This is a genomic window from Alcanivorax sp. HI0044 (assembly GCF_001634945.1).
Genome location: NZ_LWEZ01001658.1, coordinates 1 through 23,898 on the forward strand (window position 1 = coordinate 1; position 23,898 = coordinate 23,898).

A 23,898-nucleotide genomic window follows, 5' to 3' on the forward strand; every position below is an offset into this window, starting at 1 on the left:
TGATCGGTATGGCCCACCGCGGCCGTCTGAACGTGCTGGTGAATACCCTGGGCAAGAGCCCGAAAGACCTGTTCGAAGAGTTCGATGGCAAGAGCTTCAATGAAAATGGCTCCGGTGATGTGAAGTATCACCAGGGCTTCTCGTCCAACGTACAAACGTCTGGCGGTGAAGTGCATCTGGCCATGGCCTTCAACCCCTCACACCTGGAGATCGTTTCTCCAGTGGTGGAAGGGTCAGTACGTGCCCGTCAGGATCGTCGTGATGACGAGGGTGGCGAGCAGGTTGTTCCGATTATATTGCACGGTGATGCTGCCTTTGCCGGGCAGGGTGTGGTCATGGAGACATTCCAGATGTCCCAGACCCGGGGTTTCCACACCGGTGGTACCCTGCATGTGATCATCAACAACCAGGTGGGCTTTACCACCAGCCGGCGTGATGACGCCCGCTCCACCGAGTACTGCACCGATGTGGCAAAAATGGTGCAGGCGCCGATCTTCCACGTGAATGCGGATGACCCGGAAGCGGTGTACTTTGTCACCCAGCTTGCGGTGGATTACCGCATGCAGTTCAAGAAAGACGTGGTGATTGATCTGATTTGTTATCGCCGTTCGGGCCATAACGAGGCGGACGAGCCGTCCTCGACCCAGCCGATGATGTACAAAAAGATCAAAAGCCACCCGACCACCCGTACCTTGTATGCCGAACAGCTGATCAACGAAAAAGTGATCAGTGAACAGGAAGCCCAGAAAACCGTGGATGATTACCGTGACATGCTTGACGCCGGTAACCATGTGGTGAAATCCCTGGTGCGTGAGCCGAACAAGGCACTGTTCGTGGACTGGTCTCCCTACATCGGTCATAAGGTTGAAGATGACTGGGATACGTCGTACCCGCTGAAGAAATTGCAGGATCTGGCTACCCGCCTGGAAACACCGCCGGAAGGGGTGGTCGTTCAGCGTCAGGTGAAGAAAATCCTGGAAGACCGCCGCAAAATGACCGCCGGTGCCTTGCCCCTGAACTGGGGTTATGGGGAAACCATGGCCTATGCGACGCTGCTTGATCAGGGGTTTGCCATTCGCTTGACCGGCCAGGACAGTGGTCGCGGCACGTTTTCGCACCGTCACGCGGTGCTGCACAACCAGAAAGACGGTGAGCAATATGTGCCGCTTCAGCACCTCTACGAGGGGCAGCCGCGCTTCGATATCTACGATTCATTGCTCTCTGAAGAAGCGGTGTTGGGGTATGAATATGGCTACGCGACTACCACTCCCAAATCTCTGGTGATCTGGGAAGCCCAGTTTGGTGATTTCGCCAACGGTGCCCAGGTGGTGATTGACCAGTTCATCTCTTCCGGCGAGGCCAAGTGGGGCCGTTTGTGTGGCCTGACCATGCTGCTTCCCCATGGCTATGAAGGGCAGGGCCCGGAGCATTCCTCTGCGCGACTGGAACGCTTCCTGCAACTGTGCGCGGAGCACAACATGCAGGTCTGTGTGCCAAGCACCCCCGGGCAGATTTATCACTTGTTGCGCCGTCAGGCTGTACGGCCACTGCGTAAACCGTTGGTGGTAATGAGCCCGAAGAGCCTGCTACGCCATAAAAAGGCCACATCCGCACTGGAGGATCTGGCCCACGGCACTTTCCATTCAGTACTGGATGACCTGGCTGATCTGGATCGCAAGAAGGTCAACCGCGTGGTCATGTGTTCCGGCAAGGTCTACTACGACTTGCTGGAAAAGCGTGATGGCGATGATCTGAGTGACACGGCGCTGGTGCGGATTGAGCAGTTGTATCCGTTCCCTGAGCAGCGTTTGCAGGAAATTCTCGAGAGCTATCCTAACCTGGAGCATTTGGTCTGGTGTCAGGAAGAGCCCATGAACCAGGGTGCCTGGTATTGCTCTCAGCATCATATGTACCGTGTAGCACAACAAGCTGGCGTGGGGCCTGTGCATTACGCTGGCCGCGATATGGCGGCCGCCCCGGCAGTGGGTTCAATGTCTCTGCACGTGGAACAACAGCAGCGTCTGGTTCAGGACGCCTTCGAGATTAAGTAACAGTTAAGGATTAGGCATGGCGACTGATATCAAAGCCCCGCAGTTCCCGGAATCAGTAGCAGACGGCACCGTAGCCACCTGGCACAAGCAGGAAGGTGAAGCGGTGAAGCGTGACGAGCTGCTGGTGGATATTGAAACCGACAAGGTTGTGCTGGAAGTGGTGGCGCCGGCCGACGGCGTGATCAGCAAGATCATGGCGGCAGAGGGCGAAACCGTAGAAAGCCAACAGGTACTGGGCACCTTCGACGAAGGAGCCAGTGGCAGTGCCGGCAAGAGCGATGACAAGCCCGCAGAGAAAGCCAGTGATGAGGCTTCTGCGGAACAGAAAAATGATGCGAAGTCTGAAGCTGCAGACGACGATGACAGTGCAGGCGATCAGGCTGGCCCGGCGGCCCGCAAGCTGATGAGCGAGCATGGCATCGCAGCAGACCAGGTGAAGGGCTCTGGTCGCGGTGGCCGCATTACCAAGGGTGATGTGGAAAAGGTCATTACGGACAAGGCCGAGAAGCGTGCCAGTCAGCCGGCCCCACAGCAGCCGGCGACTCTGGATGTGCCGGGCGCACCGGGTGAGCGTGAAGAGCGCCGGGTGCCGATGACTCGTCTGCGCAAGCGGATTGCCGAGCGCTTGGTTTCGGCCCAGCAGGATTCGGCCATGTTGACCACCTTCAACGAGGTCAACATGAAACCGATCATGGATATGCGCAAGCATTACCAGCCGGAATTCGAGAAAGCCCATAACGTGCGTCTCGGTTTCATGGGGTTCTTCACCCGTGCCTGTGTGGAAGCGCTGAAACGCTTCCCGGCAGTGAACGCTTCCATCGACGGCGAAGACATCGTCTATCACGGTTACTACGACGTGGGTGTGGCGGTATCTACCGAGCGAGGTCTGGTTGTACCTGTCCTGCGCGATGCGGACCAGAAAGGCCTGGCAGAAGTGGAATCGCAGATCATCGAGTATGGCCAGAAAGCCCAGAAGGGCAAGCTGTCCATTGAAGAGATGACCGGTGGCACCTTCACCATTTCCAATGGTGGGGTGTTTGGATCACTGATTTCCACGCCGATTCTGAACCCGCCACAAACGGCGATTCTGGGCATGCACAAGATTCAGGAGCGCCCCATGGCAGTGGACGGCAAGGTGGAAATCCTGCCGATGATGTATCTGGCCCTGTCCTATGACCATCGCCTGATCGACGGCAAGGAAGCGGTGCAGTTCCTGGTTGCAGTAAAGAACTTTATCGAAGACCCGGCGCGCCTGTTGCTGGATATCTGAATGCACGCCCGCACGCTTCATGCTGGCACGCACACGCGATATGGCGTGCCAGCGTGCTGCGCGAAGCGTGCCAGCGATAGAAGGAATAGAGCATGAGTGACAACTACGACGTCATCATCATTGGTGGTGGTCCCGGTGGTTATGTGGCCGCGATCCGGTGCGCGCAACTGGGGCTAAACACGGCTTGTATCGAAAAGCGGATCAACAAGCAGGATGAGCCAGCTCTGGGCGGCACCTGTCTGAATGTGGGTTGTATTCCGTCCAAGGCGTTGCTGGATTCTTCGTGGAAGTACCACGAGACCGAATCCGCTCTGGCAGACCATGGTATCAAGATCAAGGGGGCAGACCTGGACCTTGAGACCATGCTCAAGCGCAAGGACACCATCGTCAAGAATCTTACCGGTGGTATTGCCCAGCTGTTCAAGGCCAACAAGGTGACCTGGCTGCAGGGTACCGGCCAGCTGAAAAGCGGCAAGCAGGTGGAATTCCAGCCTTTGGATGGCGATACACAGACCTTGCAGGCCGAACACGTGATTCTGGCTGCGGGCTCAGTGCCGGTGGATATTCCGGTGGCATCTGTCGACCAGAAAGTGATTGTGGATTCCACCGGCGCCCTGGACTTTGACAAGGTGCCCAAGCGCCTTGGTGTGATTGGTGCGGGCGTGATCGGCCTGGAGCTGGGCAGTGTCTGGGGTCGTCTGGGCAGTGAGGTTGTCGTGCTGGAGGCGGTGGATGACTTCCTGCCAGCGGTGGACAAGCAGATTGCCAAGGATGCCCAGAAGCAGTTCACCAAACAGGGGCTGGATATTCGCTTGGGCGCCCGCGTGACCGGGTCTGAAGTGAAGAAGGATCAGGTCGTGGTGAACTTCACCGACAAGGATGGCGAACAGGAAGAAACCTTCGATCGCTTGATCGTGGCGGTGGGCCGTCGTCCTTATACCGAAGGCCTGCTTAGCCAGGATGCCGGCGTCAGCCTGGATGAGCGTAATTATATTTACGTGGACAGCCAGTGCCGAACCGATGTCCCCGGCGTTTACGCCATTGGTGACCTGGTGCGTGGCCCGGCGTTGGCCCACAAGGCCATCGAGGAAGGTGTCATGGTGGCGGAAGTGATCATGGGTGAAAGCACCCAGGTGAACTATGACGCCGTTCCCGGGGTGATTTATACCCACCCGGAAGTGGCTTGGGTCGGCAAGACCGAAGAGGAAGTAAAGGATTCCGGTGATGCTTACAAGACCGGAGCCGTGCCCTTCGCTGCCAACGGGCGAGCCATGGCGGCCGGTGAAACCGGTGGCATGGTGAAGTTTGTCGCCGACGAAAAGACAGACCGTATTCTGGGAATGCACGTAGTAGGCCCGCAGGCGTCCGAGCTGATTCAGCAAGGCGTTATCGCCATGGAGTTTGGGGCTACCGTGGAAGATTTGCAGCTGATGGTGTTTGGTCACCCAAGCCTGTCAGAAACCGTTCATGAAGCAGCCTTGGCCACGGACTTTAAAGCAATCCATGTGGCGCAGCGTCGTCGCAAGAAATAGTGCGACATTTGAACGGCAGCGATAACGGCGCTTGAACAGGGCGCCACTAATTCATTGATGATGGAAGTATTGGCATGAATCTCCATGAGTATCAGTCAAAACAGCTTTTTGCTGATTATGGGTTGCCAGTCTCTACCGGCTTTGCCTGCGATACCCCGGAAGAGGTCGCAGCAAAGGCGAAAGAGATCGGTGGTGACAAATGGGTCGTGAAGGCCCAGGTTCACGCGGGCGGCCGTGGTAAGGCCGGTGGTGTGAAGCTGGTGGATACCCCGGAAGATGCGGCGGCGTTTGCCAAGCAGTGGCTGGGCAAGAACCTGGTAACGTTCCAGACCGATGAACACGGCCAGCCGGTATCAAAAATTCTGGTGGAAACCTGCACTGACATTGCCAAAGAACTGTACCTGAGTGCGGTACTGGATCGTGCCAGCCGCCGTGTTGTCTTCATGGCCTCCACCGAAGGTGGCGTGGACATCGAAACGGTCGCAGAAGAAACCCCGGAGAAAATTCTCAAGGCGGAAATCGACCCGCTGGTGGGCGCACAGCCCTACCAGGCTCGTGAGATCGCGTTCCAGCTGGGTCTTGAAGGCAAGCAGGTCAATCAGTTTGCCAAGATCTTTGTGGGTCTGGCCAAGCTGTTTATCGACAAGGACCTGGCGCTGATCGAAGTGAACCCGCTGGTGATTACCGATGAGGGCGATCTGCACTGCCTGGACGCCAAGATCAACGTGGATGGCTCCGCACTGTATCGTCACCCGGACATCAAGGCACTGGACGATCCCAGTCAGGAAGACGAGCGTGAGCGTCGTGCTGCCGAGTGGGACCTGAACTACGTGGCGCTGGACGGCAACATCGGTTGCATGGTGAACGGTGCGGGCCTGGCCATGGGCACAATGGATTTGGTGAAGCTGAAAGGCGGTGCGCCGGCCAACTTCCTCGACGTGGGCGGCGGTGCAACCAAAGAGCGCGTTACCGAAGCGTTCAAAATCATCCTGTCTGATGATCAGGTAAAAGGCGTTCTGGTGAACATCTTTGGCGGTATTGTCCGTTGTGACCTGATTGCTGAAGGTATTATCGGTGCCGTGGAAGAAGTGGGCGTGACGGTCCCGGTTGTGGTTCGTCTGGAAGGTAACAATGCGGAGCTGGGTTCCCAGAAGCTGGCAGAAAGCGGCATGAACATCATTGCCGCACAAAGTTTTGATGATGCTGCCGAACAGGTAGTGAAAGCAGTGGGAGGTGCCGCATGAGCGTATTGATCGACAAGAACACCAAGGTTATCTGCCAGGGCTTCACCGGCAGCCAGGGCACACTCCACTCTGAACAGGCCATTGAGTATGGCACTCAGATGGTGGGTGGTGTCACCCCGGGTAAAGGCGGCCAGACGCACCTGGGCCTGCCGGTATTCAACACCGTGGCAGAAGCCGTGGCTGAAACCGGCGCCACCGCCAGCGTGATTTACGTGCCTGCACCGTTCTGCAAGGACTCCATTCTGGAAGCTGCAGACGCCGGCATCGAACTGATCGTCTGCATTACTGAAGGGGTTCCTGCACTGGATATGCTTTTCGTCAAAGAGTATATCTCCCGCATGGACGGCGTTCGTCTGATCGGCCCGAACTGCCCTGGGGTAATTACTCCGGGTGAGTGCAAGATCGGGATCATGCCGGGCCATATCCACAAACCTGGCAAGGTAGGCATTGTCTCCCGTTCCGGTACCCTGACCTATGAAGCGGTTAACCAAACCACCAAGCTGGGTTTTGGTCAGTCTTCCTGTATTGGTATTGGTGGCGACCCGATTCCTGGCATGACATTCATTGATGCGCTGGAATTGTTCCAGAATGACCCGCAGACCGAAGCTATCGTGATGGTCGGTGAGATCGGCGGTACCGCAGAAGATGAAGCGGCTGCCTATATCAAGGAGAACGTCACCAAGCCGGTGGTCAGCTACATCGCTGGCGTAACGGCTCCTGCAGGCAAGCGCATGGGCCACGCTGGTGCCATTATTGCTGGTGGCAAGGGCACGGCTGACGAGAAGTTTGCTGTCCTGGAAGCGGCGGGTGTGAAAACCGTGCGCAACCCGGCAGAAATCGGTAAAGCTGTGAAAGAAGCGACCGGCTGGTAAACCCGCCGCTAGCGATACAAAAAAGGCCGGCATTTGCCGGCCTTTTTTGTGGGCTTAGTGGAGGAGGTCGTCGTCCAGGTCGAAGGACTCGTATTCATTGAGTTCCTTCTTCAGACGCCGCTCTTCCAGCCGATCTTCGATGCGATGGCGCATGTCCATATTGAAAGAGCGGCTGCGAGCGCTGCGCTCTTCCTGCTCTTCCTCATCCACACTGTCATCCAGGATATCGAAATCTTCGTTCATCAGCAGATCTTCCGAATCAAGGTCTTGCTCATTACGATGGTTACTCATGGTGGCCTCCTTTCTGACCTCCTCAAACAACCTGTTATACGGGCTAATCAGGTCCGGACCCCCGGTTTCCCAATCTCCTCAGCGCCTGTATATCCTCAGACTTTCGGCCTTACAAGTTTTTTTTTCTTTTCAATGATGAGTGGCACAGAACATCCGGGCGGAAGGTCAGGGCTGTAATCAATAAGCGCTTGCAGCGGGCGGTTCGGGAGGGCTAAATGTGATGCATATCATGCCCTTCACTCTAATAGAAAAATCAGTAACTTAAGTGCTGGAATGCCCGCAAAAGGCTTTGTAAAGTGGGGGCTGTTCGCCGGTTATCGGTAGGGCGACGACCCGTGGAGAGAATAAGAATATGGCAGAACTGCTGATTATTGTTGGGGTAAGCGCACTCATCATCACCACGCTGGGGCTGATGCATGAAGCCGGTAGCCGGGGCCACAGCTCGCTTTTTTTTCTGGTGCCGCTGGTAAGCCTGGGGCAGGTGCAAAGTCATTGGGAATATTATCGCTGGTGGGCGCTGGGCCGTGTAGCAGCGGTGCTGACCACTGCGGTGGGCATAGGCCTGTTCGTGGTCACAGGCGGCAGCCTGGCGGGAGACGCTTCCGTGCAGCCGGTATCCAGCCAGAGCGGTCAGGTGCTGCGTGGCGAGAAAAAAGCCAGCAGCACCGCGTTTGTTTCCTCGGAAGAGTCTGCACTGTTGGTTGTCGCAAGACAGGGCAAGCGCCTGACCGGGCGTTTGCATGGAGAGACATTCCGTTACGACCGCGTTGCCCTGATTGATGGGGTAATGACCCTGAGCCAGGGCGAAGGGTTTCTGGCTGACCTGGAGGTACGCATTCTGCTGGGTTGGAACCCGGAAGACATCACCGAACGCAGAACATTGATTGTAGGCCCGTCGGATGAGGATGGTCCTGTGGTGCACCTCTCCTGGAAGCCGAAGAACCAGGATTACCCGGAGACTCGCATTTTTGACGGTGGCTATCGTATGGAGCTGGCTTTGGCGCCGCTGGATACGGGGCAGCTTTCCGGTTCCCTTGTGCTGGTCATGCCGGATAGTTTCAAGAGCTATCTGGCCGGGGACTTTACCGCGCACACAAACCACCTGCGTTACCGTAACGGCCAGGTCGACCTGTACTTTGATCATGAAGATACTCTGGCCTATGTGGCGGAGGAGTTTCTGCGAACCCAGTTCCCGGAAGGGGCCGTGAGCACGATTGAGGCCCGCCATGTGACCCTTCGGCGCACGGAAAATAGCGGCCAGGTAATGGCCGTGGTGGAATTGAGTAATGGGGCTGTGCAGGAACGCACGGTACGTTTGGAGAAGAGTGACGTGGGCTGGGCCGTGGTTGCTGGCTCCATGGAAACCCGTGTTACCACACCCGCAAAAGAGGGCGGGCTGGAGCTGGTGACCCCGAGTGCCGAGAAACCGGCTGAACCGGAACGGGCTGCGCCAGAACCGATTATGCAGACGTTCCCGGAATTGGTGGCGTATGAAAACCAGTCGGTGGTGTTGGAAACCACGGGCGGGCGGACCCTGGAGGGGGTGCTGCGCAAAGTGGATGGCGACCGCCTGTGGCTGGTAATGAATGTGGGCAGCGGTAATGTGGAGCGCAGCGTGGGGGCCGATGAATTACAGTCCCTGACCCTGTCTTCCGGCCAGCGAGTGAGGTTAACGGTGCCTGGTGGGGATCAGTCGGCGGCGGATGAGCCGGCGGATTCGCCGTCTACCCCGAGCCAAGCGGTGGAATCGGCGCCCGCGGAACCGGCAGAACCGGCTGCGGTTGCGAACAGCGAGCTCAAGGCGCTGCTAGGAAAAAATGTGACTATTGAGGCCAATGAGGGGCCCAGTCGCACCGGAATTTTGCAGGCAGTAGCCGACGATCACCTGACCTTGAGTGTGCCGTTGGGCGCGGGCAATATGGAGTACTTTTACGATATCGACAGTATTCGCCATATTGAGGCAACCCGTTGAAGGTACTGATAACAGGTGGCAGTGGGTTTATTGGCCAGCATCTTTGCCGGCGATTGGCAGCCCATGGCCACGAGTTGACCGTTCTTACCCGGAAACCCCGAAAAGCGGCTCGCGTGCTGCCGGAAGGGACGCGCCTGGTCACATCTCTGGATGATATCAACAGTGATGCGGCGATTGATGGCATCGTGAACCTGGCTGGCGAAAGCCTGTTTGCCGGGCGCTGGACCGAGCGGCGCAAGAAGGTGCTGTTTGCTTCACGGGTGGGGGTCACCGAAGCCGTAGTGAGTTTGGTATCCCGGCTGGACCGTAAACCGGCGGTGCTGGTTTCCGGTTCAGCCGTGGGTTTTTATGGCAATGCAGATAACGCGGAATTGTCTGAAGAAAGTCCCGCCCGCAAGCGTGATTTCGGTTATTTGCTCTGTGATGCCTGGGAACAGGCAGCCCGGCCGGTATCGCGACAGGGGGTTCGGCTGTGTCTGGTGCGCACCGGTATTGTGCTCGGTAGCGATGGCGGTATGTTGAGCAAGTTGCTGCCAGTGTATCGGCTTGGGCTTGGCGCCATGCTTGGTGATGGCAACCAGTGGCTGAGCTGGGTGCACATTGACGACATGGTGGCGGTGCTGGTTCGGGCGTTGGAAACCCCAGGGGTAGATGGTGTTTTCAATGCTTGCGCACCGGCCCCGGTAACCCAGCGAGAGTTTCACCACACCCTTGCCCGACAAGTGAAACGCCCGGCGCTGCTGCGCGTGCCATCCACCGCACTCAAAGTGGGCTTGGGAGAGCAATCCTCCATGCTGATTGGCGGCCAGCGGGTTTACCCCCGGCGCCTGGAGCAGCAGGGCTTCATTTTCCGTTTCCCGGATCTGGATTCTGCCCTGTCTCACCTGACCAGTCGTTAAGCTGGCCCAGCCTGTCCAATGGTGATTTGTGCAGCGCCAGGGTGGATGCCGGGTGGCTGGCGTTGTTTCTGAAGCCTTCCTGGGGCGAATGCCGGGGATGGACTGGAGATCCTCCGTATAAAGAGAAGAAAAAGCCCCCACATTCCAGATTTTGAACAAAGGTATCTGGCGTTGTGCATTCGGCGTTCGGCGATTTGCCAGGGTTGAATAGTGAGGCGGGCCTTGAGGTCCGCTTATCACTCAATTCAGTGACGCACCTTGAAAACCCCCGGTTTGCCCATATCTGTTTCTCAACATTACCCGCAGGTTCAGGAGCCAATCGTGTCAGCAGAAAAACAGACCCATGGATTTCAGGCAGAAGTATCCCGTCTTCTTCACTTGATGATTCATTCTCTCTACAGCAACCGGGAAATCTTTTTGCGGGAGCTGATTTCCAATGCGTCGGATGCGTGCGACAAGTTACGTTTCCAGGCGCTGGATAATCCTGCGTTGCTGGAGCAAGGTGGTGAACCCCGCATTACCCTGCAAGTGGACAAGGACGCGGGCACGTTGACCATTACCGACAACGGCATTGGCATGGGCCAGGATGAGGTAGTGGATAACCTGGGTACGATTGCCCGTTCCGGGACGGAAAAATTCCTCGCCAGCCTGAGTGGTGATCAGAAGAAAGACGCTCAGCTGATTGGTCAGTTCGGAGTGGGGTTTTATTCAGCCTTTATCGTGGCTGACACCGTCACCGTGGAAACCCGCAAGGCCGGGGAAGCGGCGGCCAATGGGGTGCGTTGGGAAAGCGATGGTAAGGGTGAGTTTTCCGTTGAGCCGCTTACCCGTGATGAATCCGGCACAGCGGTGATTCTGCATCTGCGTGACGACGCCCGTGATTTTTTGGATGACTTTAAAATTCGCCAGGTGATTGGCCAGTATTCCGACCACGTGGCTTTCCCGATTGTGCTGGTGACAGCCCCGGACGGTGATGGCGACGCCAAAGAGGAAACCCTGAATTCCGCCACCGCGCTTTGGCAGCGGGCGCGAAGCGAAGTCACGGATGAGGAATACCAGAACTTTTACAAGCACATCAGCCATGACCTTCAGGACGCGCTGACCTGGAGTCATAACAAGGTGGAAGGCAAGCTGGAGTACACCAGTCTCCTCTATATCCCGGCTCGGGCGCCGTTCGATCTGTATCAGCGTGAGGCCAACCGTGGCCTGAAATTGTACGTCCAACGCGTTTTTATCATGGATGATGCGGAACAGTTCCTGCCCCAGTACCTGCGTTTCATCAAGGGGGTCATTGATGCTCCGGATCTGCCGCTGAACGTGAGCCGTGAGTTGCTGCAGGACTATGGCCCGGTACAGAAGATTCGTGCTGCCCTGACCAAGCGTGTGCTGCAGATGCTGAAAAAACTCAGTAATGATGATGAACAGTACGCCACCTTCTGGGCCCAGTTTGGTCAGGTGATCAAGGAAGGGGTGGCCGAAGATCGTGACAACCAGCAAGCCATCGCTGCCTTGTTGCGCTTTGCCACCAGCAGTAACCCGGATTCGGTGACTACCTCCCTGGATGAATACCTGGACAACAAGCCTGCAGAGCAGGACAGCATTTACTACCTGTTGGCGGATACCCCGTCGGCCGCGCGGCAAAGCCCACACCTGGAAGTGTTCCGCAAGAAAGGCATCGAGGTATTGCTGCTCAGTGATCCCGTCGATGAGTGGATGGTGGGTTATCTGGAAAGCTACAAGGATGTGAAGCTGGTCAATGCTGCCCGGGGTGAGCTGGACCTGGGCGATGATGAACAGGCGAACAACGATGATCCGCTGATTCAACGCCTGTCCGGGAGCCTGAGCGAGCATGTGGAAGCGGTACGTGCCACGACGCGCCTGGTGGATTCCCCGGCCTGTCTGGTTCTGGCGGAAGACCAGCTCGGCCCGCAGATGCGCCGTATGCTGGAAGCCGCTGGCCAGCCTGTTCCGGAAAACAAGCCGGTTCTGGAGGTGAATCTGGGGCACGATCTATTGGCCAAACTGAGTGGCATCGACGCGGGTGAGCGTTTTGATGACCTGGCTGCACTGTTGCTGGACCAGGCTATGCTGGCGGAAGGTCAGCTGCCCAAGGACCCGGCGGCAACCGCACGCAGAATGCATGAGATGCTTGTCAATGCTGTGAATAATTAAATAGCTGCGCGGATCAGGTTTGAGCATGATTCCGTGTTTGAGGCCGCGACCACAGGGTGGGCGCGGCCTTCTTGTTTGTCGAAAATACCAGCCTCAATTGCGTCGCTGTTCACTATTCACTGTTAACTGCTTTATGATGCCCGAAAGCGTAAACAAGGCGTTCCTATGACGCAGAACAAGCATAATGCCGCCATTCTTGGCGGGGGCAGTTTCGGTACTGCCATGGCCAGCATCCTTGCGGCCAACGGCCACAGCGTGAACCTGTGGGTTCGTGATCCGGAAACTGCGGCCGCGATCAATATTGATCGCGAGAACAGCCGCTATCTGCCCGGTGCCGAATTACCGGAAGGGGTGACGGCCACGGATAACCTGGAGGAAGCTTTAACGCACGCCTCCATGGTCTTTGTGGCGATTCCCAGCAAGGCTTTCGCCGAGGTGCTGGAGCAGGCCCGCCAATGGGTGCCGGACGATACCCTGGTGATCAGTTGCACCAAGGGGATCTATGCGGAGGGTTTCCTGCTGATGAGCGAGCTGCTGCATCAGTATTGGCCGCATACCCGTATTGGCGTGCTCAGTGGCCCTAACCTGGCCAAGGAAGTGGTGGAGCAGAAATTTACCGGTACGGTGATCGCCAGCCCCGATGAGCAGCTGCGACAGACCGTGCAGGACGCGCTGAGCTGCGATTATTTTCGCGTGTATGACAACCCGGATATTTATGGTGTCGAGCTTGGTGGGGCGCTAAAGAATATCTATGCGGTGGCATCAGGCATGGCCGCAGCCATCGGCGTAGGCGAAAACAGCCGCAGTTTTCTGATTACCCGTGCACTGGCAGAAATGAGCCGCTTCGCGGTGGAACTTGGCGCCAACCCCATGACCTTCCTGGGCCTGTCCGGGGTGGGGGATCTGATTGCCACCTGTACCTCGTCGCTGTCACGCAATTACCAGGTAGGTTTCCAGCTCGGCGAAGGCAAAAGCCTGGAGGAAGCGATTGCGCACCTTGGGCAGACAGCCGAAGGGATCAATACCATCAAACTGGTGGCGGACAAGGCAGCGGAACTGGACGTTTATATGCCTCTGGCCACCGCGCTTTACAAGATTGTCTATCATGGCAAGCCGCTGGAACTGGTCATCCAGAATCTGATGAGTGGTGAGTACAAGCACGATGTGGAATTTCAGCTGGGTGCATTCAGCTCATGAAACTCTACCTCTGCCGCCACGGGCAGGCCGTCTCTCAGGCGGCCACGGATGCCCTGCGGCCGCTAACAGAAGCCGGGCAGGCGGCACTGCTGTCGCATTGGCAATCCTTGCAAGGTCGTGGTGTTCAGGTCAGCGGTCTGATCGTCAGCCCGTACCTGCGTGCTCAACAAACCGCAGATTGTATCGCCCAGGTATATAGCGGTTTATCCCGGCAAGAGTGTCCCTACCTGACGCCGGATAGCCACCCCCAGGCCCTGTTCGACTGGCTGCTGGCCAACCCGCCGGCGTCGAATATGGTGCTGGTGAGCCATATGCCACTGGTGTCGCAATTGACCGCCAAGTGGACCGGTGTGCCAGAGCGGGTGGGCTTCAACGTGGGGACGGTCGCCTGTTTCGATGTGGATGTGACCGCCGCCAACGGGGCGCAATTGCTGTGGTTATGCAGCCCTGGCGAGGAGCTCGCCAGCCGTTAATCGGTGATTCGCCACCCTTGATAGCCCCTTGTGTACCGTTCGCCGATCCGGGCTTTGCAACGCCGGATGGGCATCGTAGCCTGAATCTGGTGACACAATGAACGCATGGCAGACTCCTGAACCGTGTCACCGGAACCACACCTGAGGGGGGAAATCATGGTGTCTCCTTGCACCGTGAGGCTTAGGTCGAATTAAGCACCAACCATCGGTTGGTGCTTTTTTTATGGTTCATCGGTCCGGGATCTGAATCATTACTGCCTGTTTTCTACGGGGTGGTTCAGGGCTGTTGCGTATCCGTAGTACTGTTTTCCATGGGGCCCCAGGCCAGTTTCTCGATGGGGTCGCCATCGGAACCCACCAGGTTGATGGCCATGGGAATGCGGGCCAGAAATTCCAGCCCTTCTGTTTTTCTTAATTCTTTCAGATATTGCTTAACCCGGCCGCTGATCCAGGGGTGTAGTGTTGCCTTGATGCTGACGGCCTTGCCGCGCGCGCCCCGTTGCTGGAACCAGTCCATCAGTGCGGACCGCATGACCGGAAAGTGAGCCTGGAACTGCTCAAAATCATCAGCCACCAGGTAGATGTCGTATTGGTACAGGTTGCCTCGCCAGCTCAGGCCCAGCTTGGACTCTTTCAGGCGCAAGCGCGGGGCCAGTGGCGTTGTGGTGCCCTGTTCCTGGGGCCGGTAGCGGGAGCGGTCTGCGGTATAGTGCCCCGGGCCGGGCTCCAGATTATCCAGTTGGGCAATCAGGGCACTGCCGCTTTCCGGGCGGTCTGCCGGGTCTTTGGCCAGCAACTGGCGGATCAGTGGCTGGTAGCGGCGTAATGCCACTGGCAGCAGGGGGACCGGGTCGCGCAGGTGGGCCAGGCTCATGCTACGTGCGTCCGGGGCGCTAAACGGGGGCTTGCCCGCCAGCATCTCGTAAAATACGCAGCCCAGGGAATAGAGATCCGACTGTGGCGTCAGCGGCTGGGAGCGGTGTTGTTCGGGGCTCATGTACTTGGGCGTGCCCATGATCGCGTTGGACTGGGTAACGCTGGTGTCGCGCAGCACGTTGGAGGCGATGCCGAAATCCACCAGCAGCGCAGAACCGTCGGCGCGGAACAGTACGTTGTCGGGTTTTACGTCGCGGTGAATAAAACCGTGTTCGCCGGCATAGTTCAGTGCGCCGGCCAGCTGGCGAAGTATGTTTTGAGCGTTGCTCTCATCGAGTGCACCGTCGGCGAGGCGCTGTTTGAGGCTGCCGCCGGTTACGTGTTCCATGGTGAGGTAATAATAGCCCTGATGCTCACCCACGTCGTAAACGGGAACGATGTGGGGATGGTTCAGGCTGGCAACGGTACGAGCTTCCTGCATGAAGCGCTCGGCAAAGCGGGGTTCCAGCGCCAGCGTCGGCGTCAGGATCTTGATGGCAACCTGCCGCTCAAAGGAGTGCTGGGTGGCAAGGAACACGTGAGACATGCCGCCTTTGCCCAGGCGGCTGGTCAATCTGTATCCGGGAATTGAAATGGCCATGATATTTTTTATGGGTCGTCCTGACCGTCGCAGTATACCCGTGGAACTATTCGGGTTGTTCACCGTACAGGGCATTCATTTCTGCCTCTGATCGGCGCGCTCGCGCTAATTTGGCTTCCAGCCTTTTTTTCTGCTGATCCAGGCCAAGAAAAAACGATACCTTGCTTTGTAATAGCTGGGGATCGATGGGCTTGAACAGATAATCCACGGCGCCACTGCGGTAACCCTGCTGTACAAAGCGGGTTTCCTTGGAGATCGCGGTCACAAAGATGATGGGCACATTCTGCGTGCGCTTGTGAGAACGCATGATGCCCGCGACCTCAAAGCCGTCCATGTCGGGCATTTGCACATCCAGCAGCACCAGGGCGTAGTCTTCCTTGAGCAGTTTGGACAAGGCTGCGTTACCACTGCTAACGCTATCCACCTGGCAATCCAGATCTTCCAGCACCACTTCCAGGGCAACCAGATTCTGCGGCGTGTCATCCACGAGAAGAACCCGGGAAGCGGGGAGTTGCAGGTCGTCGTCACCAGTGGGAGGAATGCTGTTCATGCTGTGGTCCGTGCTGTGCCTGGGTTGATACTTTTAACTGATACGAGCGTATCAACTTTTTACTGATTCGTCTCCTTCTTCCAGCTTCCACTGCTGAACGGCAACCTGGTTTTTCACTTGTTCGAGAACGTCCAGCAGGGTGTCGCGGACCAGTGCATCGAGTTGCTCACCTTCACCGCCGGCGGCGTCGATCAGATCGTGCAGCAGCTGTTCCAGCTGGGGACGATTGGCGGGGGAGGCCAGGTCATCCACCAGCTGATCCACAAAGGCGCTGCCGGTTTCACGCACGGCATCGCCCAGCAGGGCGATAGCCCGGGGGCCAGCGACGGGAATGGCGGCCAGGCGCCGGCCCGCCTGGGTGCGGACCAGGGATTCATCTGTCAGGTGAGAAAAGTATTCGGCCAGTTGATCGCGATATTGCCCATGGCTTCTCTGGGTGGCGTTGGCAATACGGGTGGCGACAAAGCTCACCAGTTGTTCTTTGCGTGGGGCCAGCACCTGGGATTCGATGCGGTGGAGCAGGGGGCTGCCGCCGCCAATTTCCTGCTGAGCGCCACTAAGCACATTGATCACTACACGGTCGGAGATTTCTTCCACGACGATGCCGTAGTACTTGAGGATGGTCTGGCCAAGCCAGGTTTGCGACAGATCCACGATGCCCATGCGTTGCAGACGTATAAGCAGGCTGATCACACGAAGAATTCGCAGCCAGCGGAAGCTGCCCACGGGGATGCAGCCGAGCAAATCGTACCAGTGCGCAAAGGGGTAGAAGAACCAGCGATGGTAGGTGCCGCGGGCAATGGCGACGATCCAGCGGATGGTGAACTCCGTCAGGTAGACTGCTACGAAGCACAGGTCGTAGAACAGGAAATCGTCGTGAATGGTGTCCCGGTAGAAGTTATGGAAGCCCGGCGTCAGTGACGCCAGAAACTCCTGAACAGGGGGCACCTGAAACAGCCAGTCGAACAGGATCAGGCCCAGATTGGCGATGACCAACACAATCATGCCCAGGTCGATGATAAAGCCAAGGGTATCCAGGTTGGCTTTCAGCTTTTCCGGGTGCAGCCTGATCTTCATGTGAGGCCCTGTTCAGCCGTTAAAACGAGCCCATACGGGGCAATGATCTGAGGGTTTTTCCATGCCGCGCATGTCGTAATCCACGCCGGTGGTGTCCAGCTTGGCCATGAGCGGTTCGGTTGCCAAGACGGTGTCGATACGCAGACCCCGGCGGGGTTCGCGATCAAAGCCCTTGGAGCGGTAATCGAACCAGGAGAACACATCGTCGGTGGTGGGGTTCTGGTGACGGTAGGTGTCGGTCAGTCCCCAGCCCACAAGGCGTTCCCACCATTCTCTCTCTTCTGGCAGGAAGCTGGTCTTGCCTTCGCGCAGCCAGCGCTTGCGGTTGGCTTCGCCAATGCCGATATCCAGATCGGTGGAAGAAATATTGAAATCCCCCATCACCGCGACCTGATCGCTGGGCTGGTGATGGTTGATCAGATAATGCTGCAAATCGTCGTAGAACTTTTTCTTGGCTGGAAACTTTGTCGGGTGCTCGCGGTTTTCCCCTTGCGGGAAATAACCATTGAGTACGGTGACCAGGCTGCCGTCGCTATGTTTCAGGGTGCCGATGATCATGCGCCGCTGGGCATCTTCCACGTCGGTGGGAAAACCGTACTGCACGGATTCCAGTGGTTCACGGGTAATCAATGCCACCCCGTAGTGGCCTTTCTGGCCAAAAAAATAGGGGTGATAGCCCATATCCCGAACCGCCTGCTCCGGGAATTCCGGATCATGAACTTTGGTTTCCTGCAGGCCGATTAACGCGGGCTGGTACTTGTCGATGACCGCCTGGAGTTGATGCAGACGGGCACGAATACCATTGATGTTGAATGAAATCAGGGTCATAGCGCCTCCTTTGTGCCGGCATTGTACACTACCTGAAAAGCACCGGTCGCATACGTCTCTACCGTGACGTATGGCGCTATCGGCCATGGCATGGCAGCTGTGAGTGCCGCTATGATGTGCCTTTTGTTTGGGTCGGATATTGGCCCCAGGGAGAGTTCATGCCTGAACAATCAGGGCAACGTCAGGTGCTTGCCTTCGCTCACGCCAATGGCATACCCGGCCACAGTTACGATACTTTTCTTGCGCCGTTGTCCGATGAGTACCAGTTGGTGGTACTGGACAGAGCGGGCCATGACCCTGCCTTCCCGGTGGATAATGGCTGGCATAGCCTCAGCCTGGAACTGGAGGCGCAGCTGGCGCCGTTGCCCAAACCCATTGTGGGGGCCGGGCATTCGCTGGGGTCGGTATTGATGTACCTGGTGGCGCAGCGCCATCCGGAGTGGTTTTCCTGTCTGATAATGCTCGACCCTCCCATGATGAATGGTTTGCATGGGGCGTTGATGCACGCAGCAAAACTGACGAGACAAATTGATAAGGTGACCCCGGCAGGGAAAAGCCGTGGGCGGCTGGACTACTGGCCTGATTGGGACTCGGTGGTCAGCTATTTTTCTTCTCGCGGGCTGTTCAAGGCGTTTGATCCCCGTTGTTTGTCCGATTACCTGAAAGCCGGTGTGGAACCCTGGCAAGACGGCTGGCGGCTGCGTTTTCGACCGGAAGTGGAAGTGGAGATTTTCCGCCATACCCCCACAAACGCCACCCGGTTGCCACGGTTGAAAGTGCCGGGCGCGATCGTGACTGGCAAGGACTCGCCGTCCCCTTTCCATGACAGCGCCAGGCGTCACGTGAAACGCCACCGCATGTTGCATCGCATTGCGGAAGGCTCGCACATGTACCCACTGGAAAAACCGGAACAGACCCTCGCGCTGTTTCGTGAATTGCTGGATGAACTGCAACCGAAGGGAGCCTGAGAATGGACGCCATCGAACGAAAATTCAGTGTCTACGGCCAGACTCTCAGCGCCCTCGAATGGCCAGGCCGTGACGACGGCGAAACCGCCGAGCCCGTGCTGGCGTTGCATGGCTGGCTGGATAACGCGGCTTCATTTTCGCCTCTATCAGCTTATCTGAAACGACCTTTGTTGGCGCTGGATGTGTCCGGCCATGGCCATTCCGATCATCGACCTGATGGCGTGGTCACGCATCTGGTGGACCACGTTCGTGATGTGCTGGCTGTTGTGGATCAGCTGGGGTGGAAGCGGTTCACCCTGATGGGGCATTCCATGGGGGCAGGTATTGCCTGCCTGTTCGCGGCGGCCTGCCCGGAGCGGGTATCCCGGTTGGTGTTGATCGAAGGGCTGGGCCCGCCCAGCACCGACGGCAAGGACGTGGCAACAAACTTGCGTAAAGCGCTGGATGATTCCTCCTCGCTGGCAGGCAAACGCAAACCGGTCTACGCCCGGGTCGAGGATGCTATCGAAGCCCGTACCAAGGGCTTTGGCGGGTTGAATCATGCGTCGTCCGGGCTGTTGAGCGAGCGCGGCTTGATGCCGGTGGAAGGGGGGTGGACCTGGCGGGCAGACAGCCGTTTGCGGCTCACCTCCTTTCTGCGCCTGACCGAAGAGCAGGTAGAGGGCTTTATTCGAGCCATCAAGGCTCCCACCTGCCTGATTATTGGTGAGCAGGGCATGGGCGGAAATGGCATGTTCGATCACCGGTTGGGCTGGCTGGAAGGGGCCTCAATTGTACGGCTGCCAGGGCGCCACCATTTGCACATGGAGGAGCCGGAGAAGGTGGCTGCCAGTATTAATGATTTTCTTTGCGCAACGGACGCAGCGGTTGAGGACTGACCAAAACCATCAGGGTAGGCATTGATCCGGTTTTAATAGGTCATGGTGCTGTGAACCTGTGCGGTTATCCTCGAAAGAAAACCGAGACAGATTCCGTTAGGAGAGCAGCATAATGAAAGTGGTTGAGGTCGCAGCATTGGCCGATTACGTCGGCAAGGAATTGGGTGCTTCAGACTGGTTTCAGATCGATCAAGAGCGCATCAATGCTTTTGCCGATGCCACTCTGGATCATCAGTTCATTCATGTGGACCCGGAACAAGCGCGAAATACCCCCTTTGGCACCACCATCGCTCACGGTTACCTGACGCTGTCGCTGCTGCCGTATCTGCAGGCGTCCATCGACGATTTTTTGATGCCCAAAGGCATGAAAATGGCGATGAATTATGGCTTCGACAAGCTGAGATTCATGGCTCCGGTGAAGGAAGGAAAGCGGGTTCGCGCGCGTGCTACCTTGCTGGACGCTACGGAAAAGCGTGAAGGGCAGTGGCTGCTCAAGTTTGCGTTCACGGTGGATATCGAAGGTGAAGACAAGCCCGCGCTGGCGGCTGAATGGCTGCTAATGTACTTCGTCTAATCAGCTTTGCCTGCGGTTGTGTGAAGACAGGCCGCAGGCAGTTGTGCGAAGGGGATGGTGGCGGCAAAGCCCTGACACTCCACTGTTTTTTCCGCGTGTTGTTCACTTCTGTGACCTCTCTTTGGTGATTTCCTGCTATTCTTGGTCTGCTGATTTCGTCGTACTCTGGTGTGCCGACAGCGCCGGTGTCTCTCCCGGGCACAGACTCTGATATGAGCGCAGACACACACGCTCGGCATATAAGAAAAACAGAACAGTAAAGGCAGGGCAGGAAGATGTTGCACCGTCCCCGGCTGTGGTTACGCCACGTCATAGATAACCGCTCCGCCATTCGGCGGGATTTGCGCCTGAGCCTGAGCCACATCACCGACATTCCCCGAATGGTTATGCCTGCGGGAGATGAGCCGGGCGTTAGTTCTGAGCTCTCTCTGTCGTCCTATTCCAGCCGTGGCGAAGCACTGCTTTCCTTGTTGCAACTATTGGTTCCGGCCACCCGTGAATCCATCAGCCAGGGGACGCTGGTGTGCCATCCGCCCCGGGCCGTGCGTGAGAATACACGCAGCCGGTGGTTTTTCATTAATGGTATGGGAACAGCGGGGCCGGTGGCACTCCTCAATACGTCTGAGATCGCCCGTTTGTTCGGGCGGCCGGTGCATTTGATTCACACCCCAACCTGGGGCCTGGTGCGTGATGTGGCCGAATCCATTACGGCCAGAACGTTGCGCAAGGACGGCAAACTGTCACGTCCAGCAATGCATATCCTGGTGGATGCACTGGAAAACAATGATCGTGTTGTGCTGATGTGCCACTCTCAGGGCTCCATCGTTGCCAGTTACATCGTCCGCAAACTGTTGCGCCATCCCAGTACCCGTCCTCTGGTCAAGAAACTGGAGCTGTATTGCATTGGCGGCGTGGCCGACAGCCTGGACATTGATCCGCAACTGACTCTCGCAGCAGGGCACCCGGTCCCGTATGTGGAACATTTTGCCAATGGTCGGGATTATCTTGCCCAGTTGGGAATCCTCTCCCATCTTGATAGCACCGCCGGTACGGTTTACTGCATGGCAGACCGGCCCGGGCATCTACTCAACGAGCATTATTTACCTGCCATTGTGCGGGGGGATTTCTGTCAGCGCCGGTCACGGCTTTATGGTTACGTACGCGGGCGCGAGCCCGGGCCGCAGGGTGCGCTGGCGATTTTGAAAAAGGAAACCGGCAATCATGGATAAGGCCCCCAAACCCTTATTGCTGTTTGTGGATGACTCCAAGGTAATGCGCCTGGCGGCTGACAAGATGCTCGGTGGTGAGTTTCGCGTCGAGGTGGCTGAAAATGGCCTCCAGGCCTGGACCATGATTTGCAGCAACCCGTCCATCAGTGTGGTGTTCTCGGACCTGGCCATGCCGGAGATGGATGGCTTTGCGTTACTGAAAAAAATCCGCACCAGCGAGGATGAAGGCATTGCCGGGTTACCGGTCATCATCGTCACCGGTGCAGAAAATGATGAAGAGGCCCGAGCTGAAGCGCTGCGCCTGGGAGGAACGGACTTTATCAGCAAGCCGTTTAACTCCACGGATTTGCTGGCCCGGGCCAGGGCCCATGCCAATTACCAGAACGAGCGTAAGGAACTGGCCAAGCAGGCAATGATTGATCCGCTGACCCGGCTCGGCAATCGCCGTTACCTGGAGCACCGCCTGCGCCAGGAGCTGGCATTGGCCGCGCGTCAGCAGTACAAGCTATCAGTTGTGCAACTGGAGATTTACCAATTCAATCAACTTTTCGTACAGCTTGGTAAAAAGCGAACGGATATGGTGTTGTTGAAGCTGGCGCAATCACTGCGTGGGGTGATCCGCAAGGAGGACTCCCTGGCGCGTAGCAGCGTGGCGCAATTTACTGTGCTGCTGCCCAGTGCCGGCCCGGCGGGCGCCAAACGATTCGTGGAACGGGCGTTGAAAGTCAGCGAAAAGCTGGCCTTCCAGTTTCGTGGCAAGGTGCAGCGTTTGCCGCTGACCGTAATTATCCAGACCCCGGCCGCTCATGTGGGATTGACGCCGCGCCAGGTGCAATTGACCCTGGATGAACAGTTGAAAAAGGCCCGTACCCTCGGGCCGGGTGCGGTACTCAGTGATGATGCGGACACCACCTTGTCGGTGGATGATGCGGCACCCATATTAACGATTGAACAGGCACTGGCGCTGTTGCGTGCCGGCAAATCCCGTCCCGTCATCAGCGCCTTACCGGATTTGAAACGCCAGCTGGCGCCGCTGTTACAGTTGATGAAGCGGGTGGCCTCAGGGCAGGAGACAGTATGAAAGTGATGGTTGACCGCCAGTACCCCATCGGTGTGGACCGGCTTTACGAAATCCTGACGAGCAAGGCGTTCTATGAGACGCGTTACGAATGGGGCAAGGTGGACAATTACCGCTTTGGGGCCTTTGAGGATACCCCGCGGGGAAAGTTGATTCAGCTGATTCAGCCCATTGAAATACGCACGGACAAGCTGCCGTCTGTGGCGCGCCGCTTCTTGCCGGAAAGCGCGGATTTATTGACAGAATTTCTCTGGACGCCGACGACGCAAGCTGGCCGCTACCAGGCCGAGTACCGGTTTGAATTGGGTAATGTGCCCATGAAAATCAGTGGTGTAATGATCCTCACCGGGGATGACAACGAAGCGGTTCAGCACACCGAGGTGGAAATAAGCAGCTCGGTACCATTGGTGGGGAAAAAACTGGTCTCGCTTGTCGCACCGAAAATTGACGATGCGCTGGCGGGGGATTACCGGCACACGCTGCGCTACGTGGAAAACTTCGCCTGAGCCTGGTTGGGTTGCGGGCCTCTCGTTTGTGGAGCGCCGTTTTACGGTTCCCTGCGGCGATAGCGCTGTCCGCGTTGCTGCATTTTGCGGTCCCAGTGTTTTCTGAACCAACGTTTTAAGCGCCATTGCGCCCGGGTCGGCGCTGAGGGCAGATGCAGGGTTGTGCCCGCGGGCTTGTCCAGCATGGCAATGATATCGGCACTCAGAGAGAGGGCAGTATCCAGGCTGTCACGGGTCTTGCGTTCAAAGCGGGCCTGGCTGAGTGGGTCCGTGGCATCCAGCTGTTGAGACAACTCCCGGTAGAGAGGCAGTGCAATAAGGGCGGCGCTGACCGGGCTGTTGGCGAGTTCGCTGTTCAGGCTTTCGGTTAGGGCGACAATGCCCGCGTAGGTGCTGCTGCTTGCTGATGTCAGTGGCCCGGCCAGTAAACCGCAATCGGGCACCACATTAATAATTTTTCCGTTCCCTTGTTTCTTCATGGCCGTCAGAGCACGTTGGCAGCTGTGTACCACGTGCATCATTTGCAGGTTGGCCAGGCCTTGCCATTGTGGCCCCTGGGTGGCTTCAAAAGGCCCCACCAGCAGCTTTCCGGGCAAATTGATAACCACATCCAGCTGCTGCCAGCGGCGCAGAACCCGATTTATACCCCGTTGAATATCCTGTGAATCGCCCGCGGTTGTTTCAATGAAAAGCGCTTCATGGCCCGCTTCATGCAGGCTGC

The 23,898-nt window shown here is 57.3% G+C and carries 22 protein-coding genes; 16 read left to right on the forward strand and 6 right to left on the reverse strand.

The annotated features are described in order from the left end of the window. The 5 genes from A3730_RS24910 to sucD all read left to right on the forward strand — a co-directional run. Positions 1-2,051, forward strand: a 2,051-nt coding sequence (locus A3730_RS24910; RefSeq protein ID WP_063519905.1) for a 2-oxoglutarate dehydrogenase E1 component, incomplete at its 5' end; no start/stop codon positions are given. A 16-nt stretch (positions 2,052-2,067) separates the two neighbouring features. Continuing rightward, positions 2,068-3,321, forward strand: a complete 1,254-nt coding sequence (gene odhB, locus A3730_RS24915; protein ID WP_063519906.1) for a 2-oxoglutarate dehydrogenase complex dihydrolipoyllysine-residue succinyltransferase — start codon at positions 2,068-2,070, stop codon at positions 3,319-3,321. Positions 3,322-3,413: 92 nt separating this feature from the next. Further along, a complete protein-coding gene (gene lpdA, locus A3730_RS24920) occupies positions 3,414-4,853 on the forward strand; it encodes a dihydrolipoyl dehydrogenase (RefSeq protein WP_063539212.1) in 1,440 nt (479 codons plus the stop codon). Positions 4,854-4,927: 74 nt separating this feature from the next. Continuing rightward, positions 4,928-6,097, forward strand: coding sequence for an ADP-forming succinate--CoA ligase subunit beta (gene sucC, locus A3730_RS24925; RefSeq protein WP_007149713.1), 1,170 nt, complete (start codon positions 4,928-4,930; stop codon positions 6,095-6,097). After that, complete coding sequence (sucD, locus tag A3730_RS24930) at positions 6,094-6,969, forward strand: succinate--CoA ligase subunit alpha (RefSeq protein WP_007150875.1); 876 nt, start codon at positions 6,094-6,096, stop codon at positions 6,967-6,969. The genes sucC and sucD overlap by 4 nt, the downstream gene beginning before the upstream one ends. Before the next feature lie 54 nt (positions 6,970-7,023). Here sucD and A3730_RS24935 read toward each other — a convergent pair whose 3' ends face one another. Then, positions 7,024-7,260 (reverse strand): PA3496 family putative envelope integrity protein, encoded by a 237-nt coding sequence (locus tag A3730_RS24935; protein WP_063520290.1) that lies wholly within the window; start codon positions 7,258-7,260, stop codon positions 7,024-7,026. Positions 7,261-7,612: 352 nt separating this feature from the next. Here A3730_RS24935 and A3730_RS24940 point away from each other — a divergent pair, with 352 nt between their 5' ends. From A3730_RS24940 to sixA, 5 genes are all read left to right on the forward strand, one after another. Further along, positions 7,613-9,232 carry a hypothetical protein gene (locus A3730_RS24940; RefSeq protein ID WP_063520289.1) on the forward strand — a complete coding sequence of 540 codons (1,620 nt, stop codon included), beginning with the start codon at positions 7,613-7,615 and terminating at the stop codon, positions 9,230-9,232. Then, positions 9,229-10,131 (forward strand): TIGR01777 family oxidoreductase, encoded by a 903-nt coding sequence (locus A3730_RS24945; protein WP_063520288.1) that lies wholly within the window; start codon positions 9,229-9,231, stop codon positions 10,129-10,131. The genes A3730_RS24940 and A3730_RS24945 overlap by 4 nt, the downstream gene beginning before the upstream one ends. Positions 10,132-10,452: 321 nt before the next feature. Further along, positions 10,453-12,303, forward strand: coding sequence for a molecular chaperone HtpG (htpG, locus tag A3730_RS24950; RefSeq protein WP_063539214.1), 1,851 nt, complete (start codon positions 10,453-10,455; stop codon positions 12,301-12,303). 165 nt (positions 12,304-12,468) lie between these two features. Then, on the forward strand, positions 12,469-13,500 hold the full coding sequence (locus A3730_RS24955; RefSeq protein WP_063518672.1) for an NAD(P)H-dependent glycerol-3-phosphate dehydrogenase: 1,032 nt from the start codon (positions 12,469-12,471) through the stop codon (positions 13,498-13,500). Continuing rightward, a complete protein-coding gene (sixA, locus tag A3730_RS24960; protein WP_063518671.1) occupies positions 13,497-13,973 on the forward strand; it encodes a phosphohistidine phosphatase SixA in 477 nt (158 codons plus the stop codon). Before A3730_RS24955 ends, sixA begins: the two co-directional genes overlap by 4 nt. A gap of 277 nt (positions 13,974-14,250) precedes the next feature. On the opposite strand, the gene A3730_RS24965 is transcribed toward sixA, so the two are convergent. From A3730_RS24965 to xthA, 4 genes are all read right to left on the reverse strand, one after another. Further along, a complete protein-coding gene (locus A3730_RS24965; protein ID WP_082872529.1) occupies positions 14,251-15,462 on the reverse strand; it encodes a serine/threonine-protein kinase in 1,212 nt (403 codons plus the stop codon). A 73-nt stretch (positions 15,463-15,535) separates the two neighbouring features. Beyond that, entirely contained in the window at positions 15,536-16,039 is a 504-nt protein-coding gene (locus A3730_RS24970; RefSeq protein ID WP_063520276.1) for a two-component system response regulator, read from the reverse strand. A 51-nt stretch (positions 16,040-16,090) separates the two neighbouring features. Next, positions 16,091-17,116, reverse strand: coding sequence for an ion transporter (locus A3730_RS24975; RefSeq protein ID WP_063520275.1), 1,026 nt, complete (start codon positions 17,114-17,116; stop codon positions 16,091-16,093). A 12-nt stretch (positions 17,117-17,128) separates the two neighbouring features. Then, positions 17,129-17,944 (reverse strand): exodeoxyribonuclease III, encoded by an 816-nt coding sequence (xthA, locus tag A3730_RS24980; RefSeq protein WP_063520274.1) that lies wholly within the window; start codon positions 17,942-17,944, stop codon positions 17,129-17,131. A 158-nt stretch (positions 17,945-18,102) separates the two neighbouring features. Between xthA and A3730_RS24985 the strand changes: the two genes are divergently transcribed. The 6 genes from A3730_RS24985 (at position 18,103) to A3730_RS25010 (ending at position 23,177) form a co-directional block, all read left to right on the forward strand. Further along, positions 18,103-18,912: an alpha/beta fold hydrolase gene (locus A3730_RS24985; protein ID WP_063520273.1), complete on the forward strand. Its 810-nt coding sequence runs from the start codon at positions 18,103-18,105 to the stop codon at positions 18,910-18,912. 2 nt (positions 18,913-18,914) lie between these two features. Next, the gene (locus A3730_RS24990; RefSeq protein ID WP_063520272.1) at positions 18,915-19,790 is read left to right on the forward strand and encodes an alpha/beta fold hydrolase; all 876 of its coding nucleotides are present in this window, start codon (positions 18,915-18,917) and stop codon (positions 19,788-19,790) included. 112 nt (positions 19,791-19,902) lie between these two features. Further along, positions 19,903-20,364, forward strand: a complete 462-nt coding sequence (locus A3730_RS24995) for a MaoC family dehydratase (RefSeq protein WP_063518676.1) — start codon at positions 19,903-19,905, stop codon at positions 20,362-20,364. Positions 20,365-20,639: 275 nt separating this feature from the next. After that, positions 20,640-21,593: a hypothetical protein gene (locus A3730_RS25000; protein WP_063520271.1), complete on the forward strand. Its 954-nt coding sequence runs from the start codon at positions 20,640-20,642 to the stop codon at positions 21,591-21,593. After that, positions 21,586-22,674, forward strand: a complete 1,089-nt coding sequence (locus A3730_RS25005; protein ID WP_063520270.1) for a diguanylate cyclase domain-containing protein — start codon at positions 21,586-21,588, stop codon at positions 22,672-22,674. Before A3730_RS25000 ends, A3730_RS25005 begins: the two co-directional genes overlap by 8 nt. Beyond that, positions 22,671-23,177 carry a DUF2505 domain-containing protein gene (locus tag A3730_RS25010; protein ID WP_063520269.1) on the forward strand — a complete coding sequence of 169 codons (507 nt, stop codon included), beginning with the start codon at positions 22,671-22,673 and terminating at the stop codon, positions 23,175-23,177. The genes A3730_RS25005 and A3730_RS25010 overlap by 4 nt, the downstream gene beginning before the upstream one ends. Positions 23,178-23,218: 41 nt before the next feature. On the opposite strand, the gene A3730_RS25015 is transcribed toward A3730_RS25010, so the two are convergent. Then, the coding region (locus A3730_RS25015) for an SDR family NAD(P)-dependent oxidoreductase (RefSeq protein WP_063539218.1) at positions 23,219-23,898 on the reverse strand (680 nt) is incomplete at its 5' end.

Coding starts and splice junctions, on each gene's coding strand:
- A3730_RS25000 (WP_063520271.1), top strand. CDS start 20,640: ATGTTGCACCGTCCCCGGCTGTGGTTACGCCACGTCATAGATAACCGC.
- odhB (WP_063519906.1), top strand. CDS start 2,068: ATGGCGACTGATATCAAAGCCCCGCAGTTCCCGGAATCAGTAGCAGAC.
- A3730_RS24995 (WP_063518676.1), top strand. CDS start 19,903: ATGAAAGTGGTTGAGGTCGCAGCATTGGCCGATTACGTCGGCAAGGAA.
- A3730_RS24940 (WP_063520289.1), top strand. CDS start 7,613: ATGGCAGAACTGCTGATTATTGTTGGGGTAAGCGCACTCATCATCACC.
- A3730_RS24985 (WP_063520273.1), top strand. CDS start 18,103: ATGCCTGAACAATCAGGGCAACGTCAGGTGCTTGCCTTCGCTCACGCC.
- xthA (WP_063520274.1), bottom strand. CDS start 17,944: ATGACCCTGATTTCATTCAACATCAATGGTATTCGTGCCCGTCTGCAT.
- A3730_RS24975 (WP_063520275.1), bottom strand. CDS start 17,116: ATGAAGATCAGGCTGCACCCGGAAAAGCTGAAAGCCAACCTGGATACC.
- A3730_RS24955 (WP_063518672.1), top strand. CDS start 12,469: ATGACGCAGAACAAGCATAATGCCGCCATTCTTGGCGGGGGCAGTTTC.
- A3730_RS24990 (WP_063520272.1), top strand. CDS start 18,915: ATGGACGCCATCGAACGAAAATTCAGTGTCTACGGCCAGACTCTCAGC.
- A3730_RS24935 (WP_063520290.1), bottom strand. CDS start 7,260: ATGAGTAACCATCGTAATGAGCAAGACCTTGATTCGGAAGATCTGCTG.
- A3730_RS25005 (WP_063520270.1), top strand. CDS start 21,586: ATGGATAAGGCCCCCAAACCCTTATTGCTGTTTGTGGATGACTCCAAG.
- A3730_RS25010 (WP_063520269.1), top strand. CDS start 22,671: ATGAAAGTGATGGTTGACCGCCAGTACCCCATCGGTGTGGACCGGCTT.
- lpdA (WP_063539212.1), top strand. CDS start 3,414: ATGAGTGACAACTACGACGTCATCATCATTGGTGGTGGTCCCGGTGGT.
- sixA (WP_063518671.1), top strand. CDS start 13,497: ATGAAACTCTACCTCTGCCGCCACGGGCAGGCCGTCTCTCAGGCGGCC.
- A3730_RS24970 (WP_063520276.1), bottom strand. CDS start 16,039: ATGAACAGCATTCCTCCCACTGGTGACGACGACCTGCAACTCCCCGCT.
- sucC (WP_007149713.1), top strand. CDS start 4,928: ATGAATCTCCATGAGTATCAGTCAAAACAGCTTTTTGCTGATTATGGG.
- sucD (WP_007150875.1), top strand. CDS start 6,094: ATGAGCGTATTGATCGACAAGAACACCAAGGTTATCTGCCAGGGCTTC.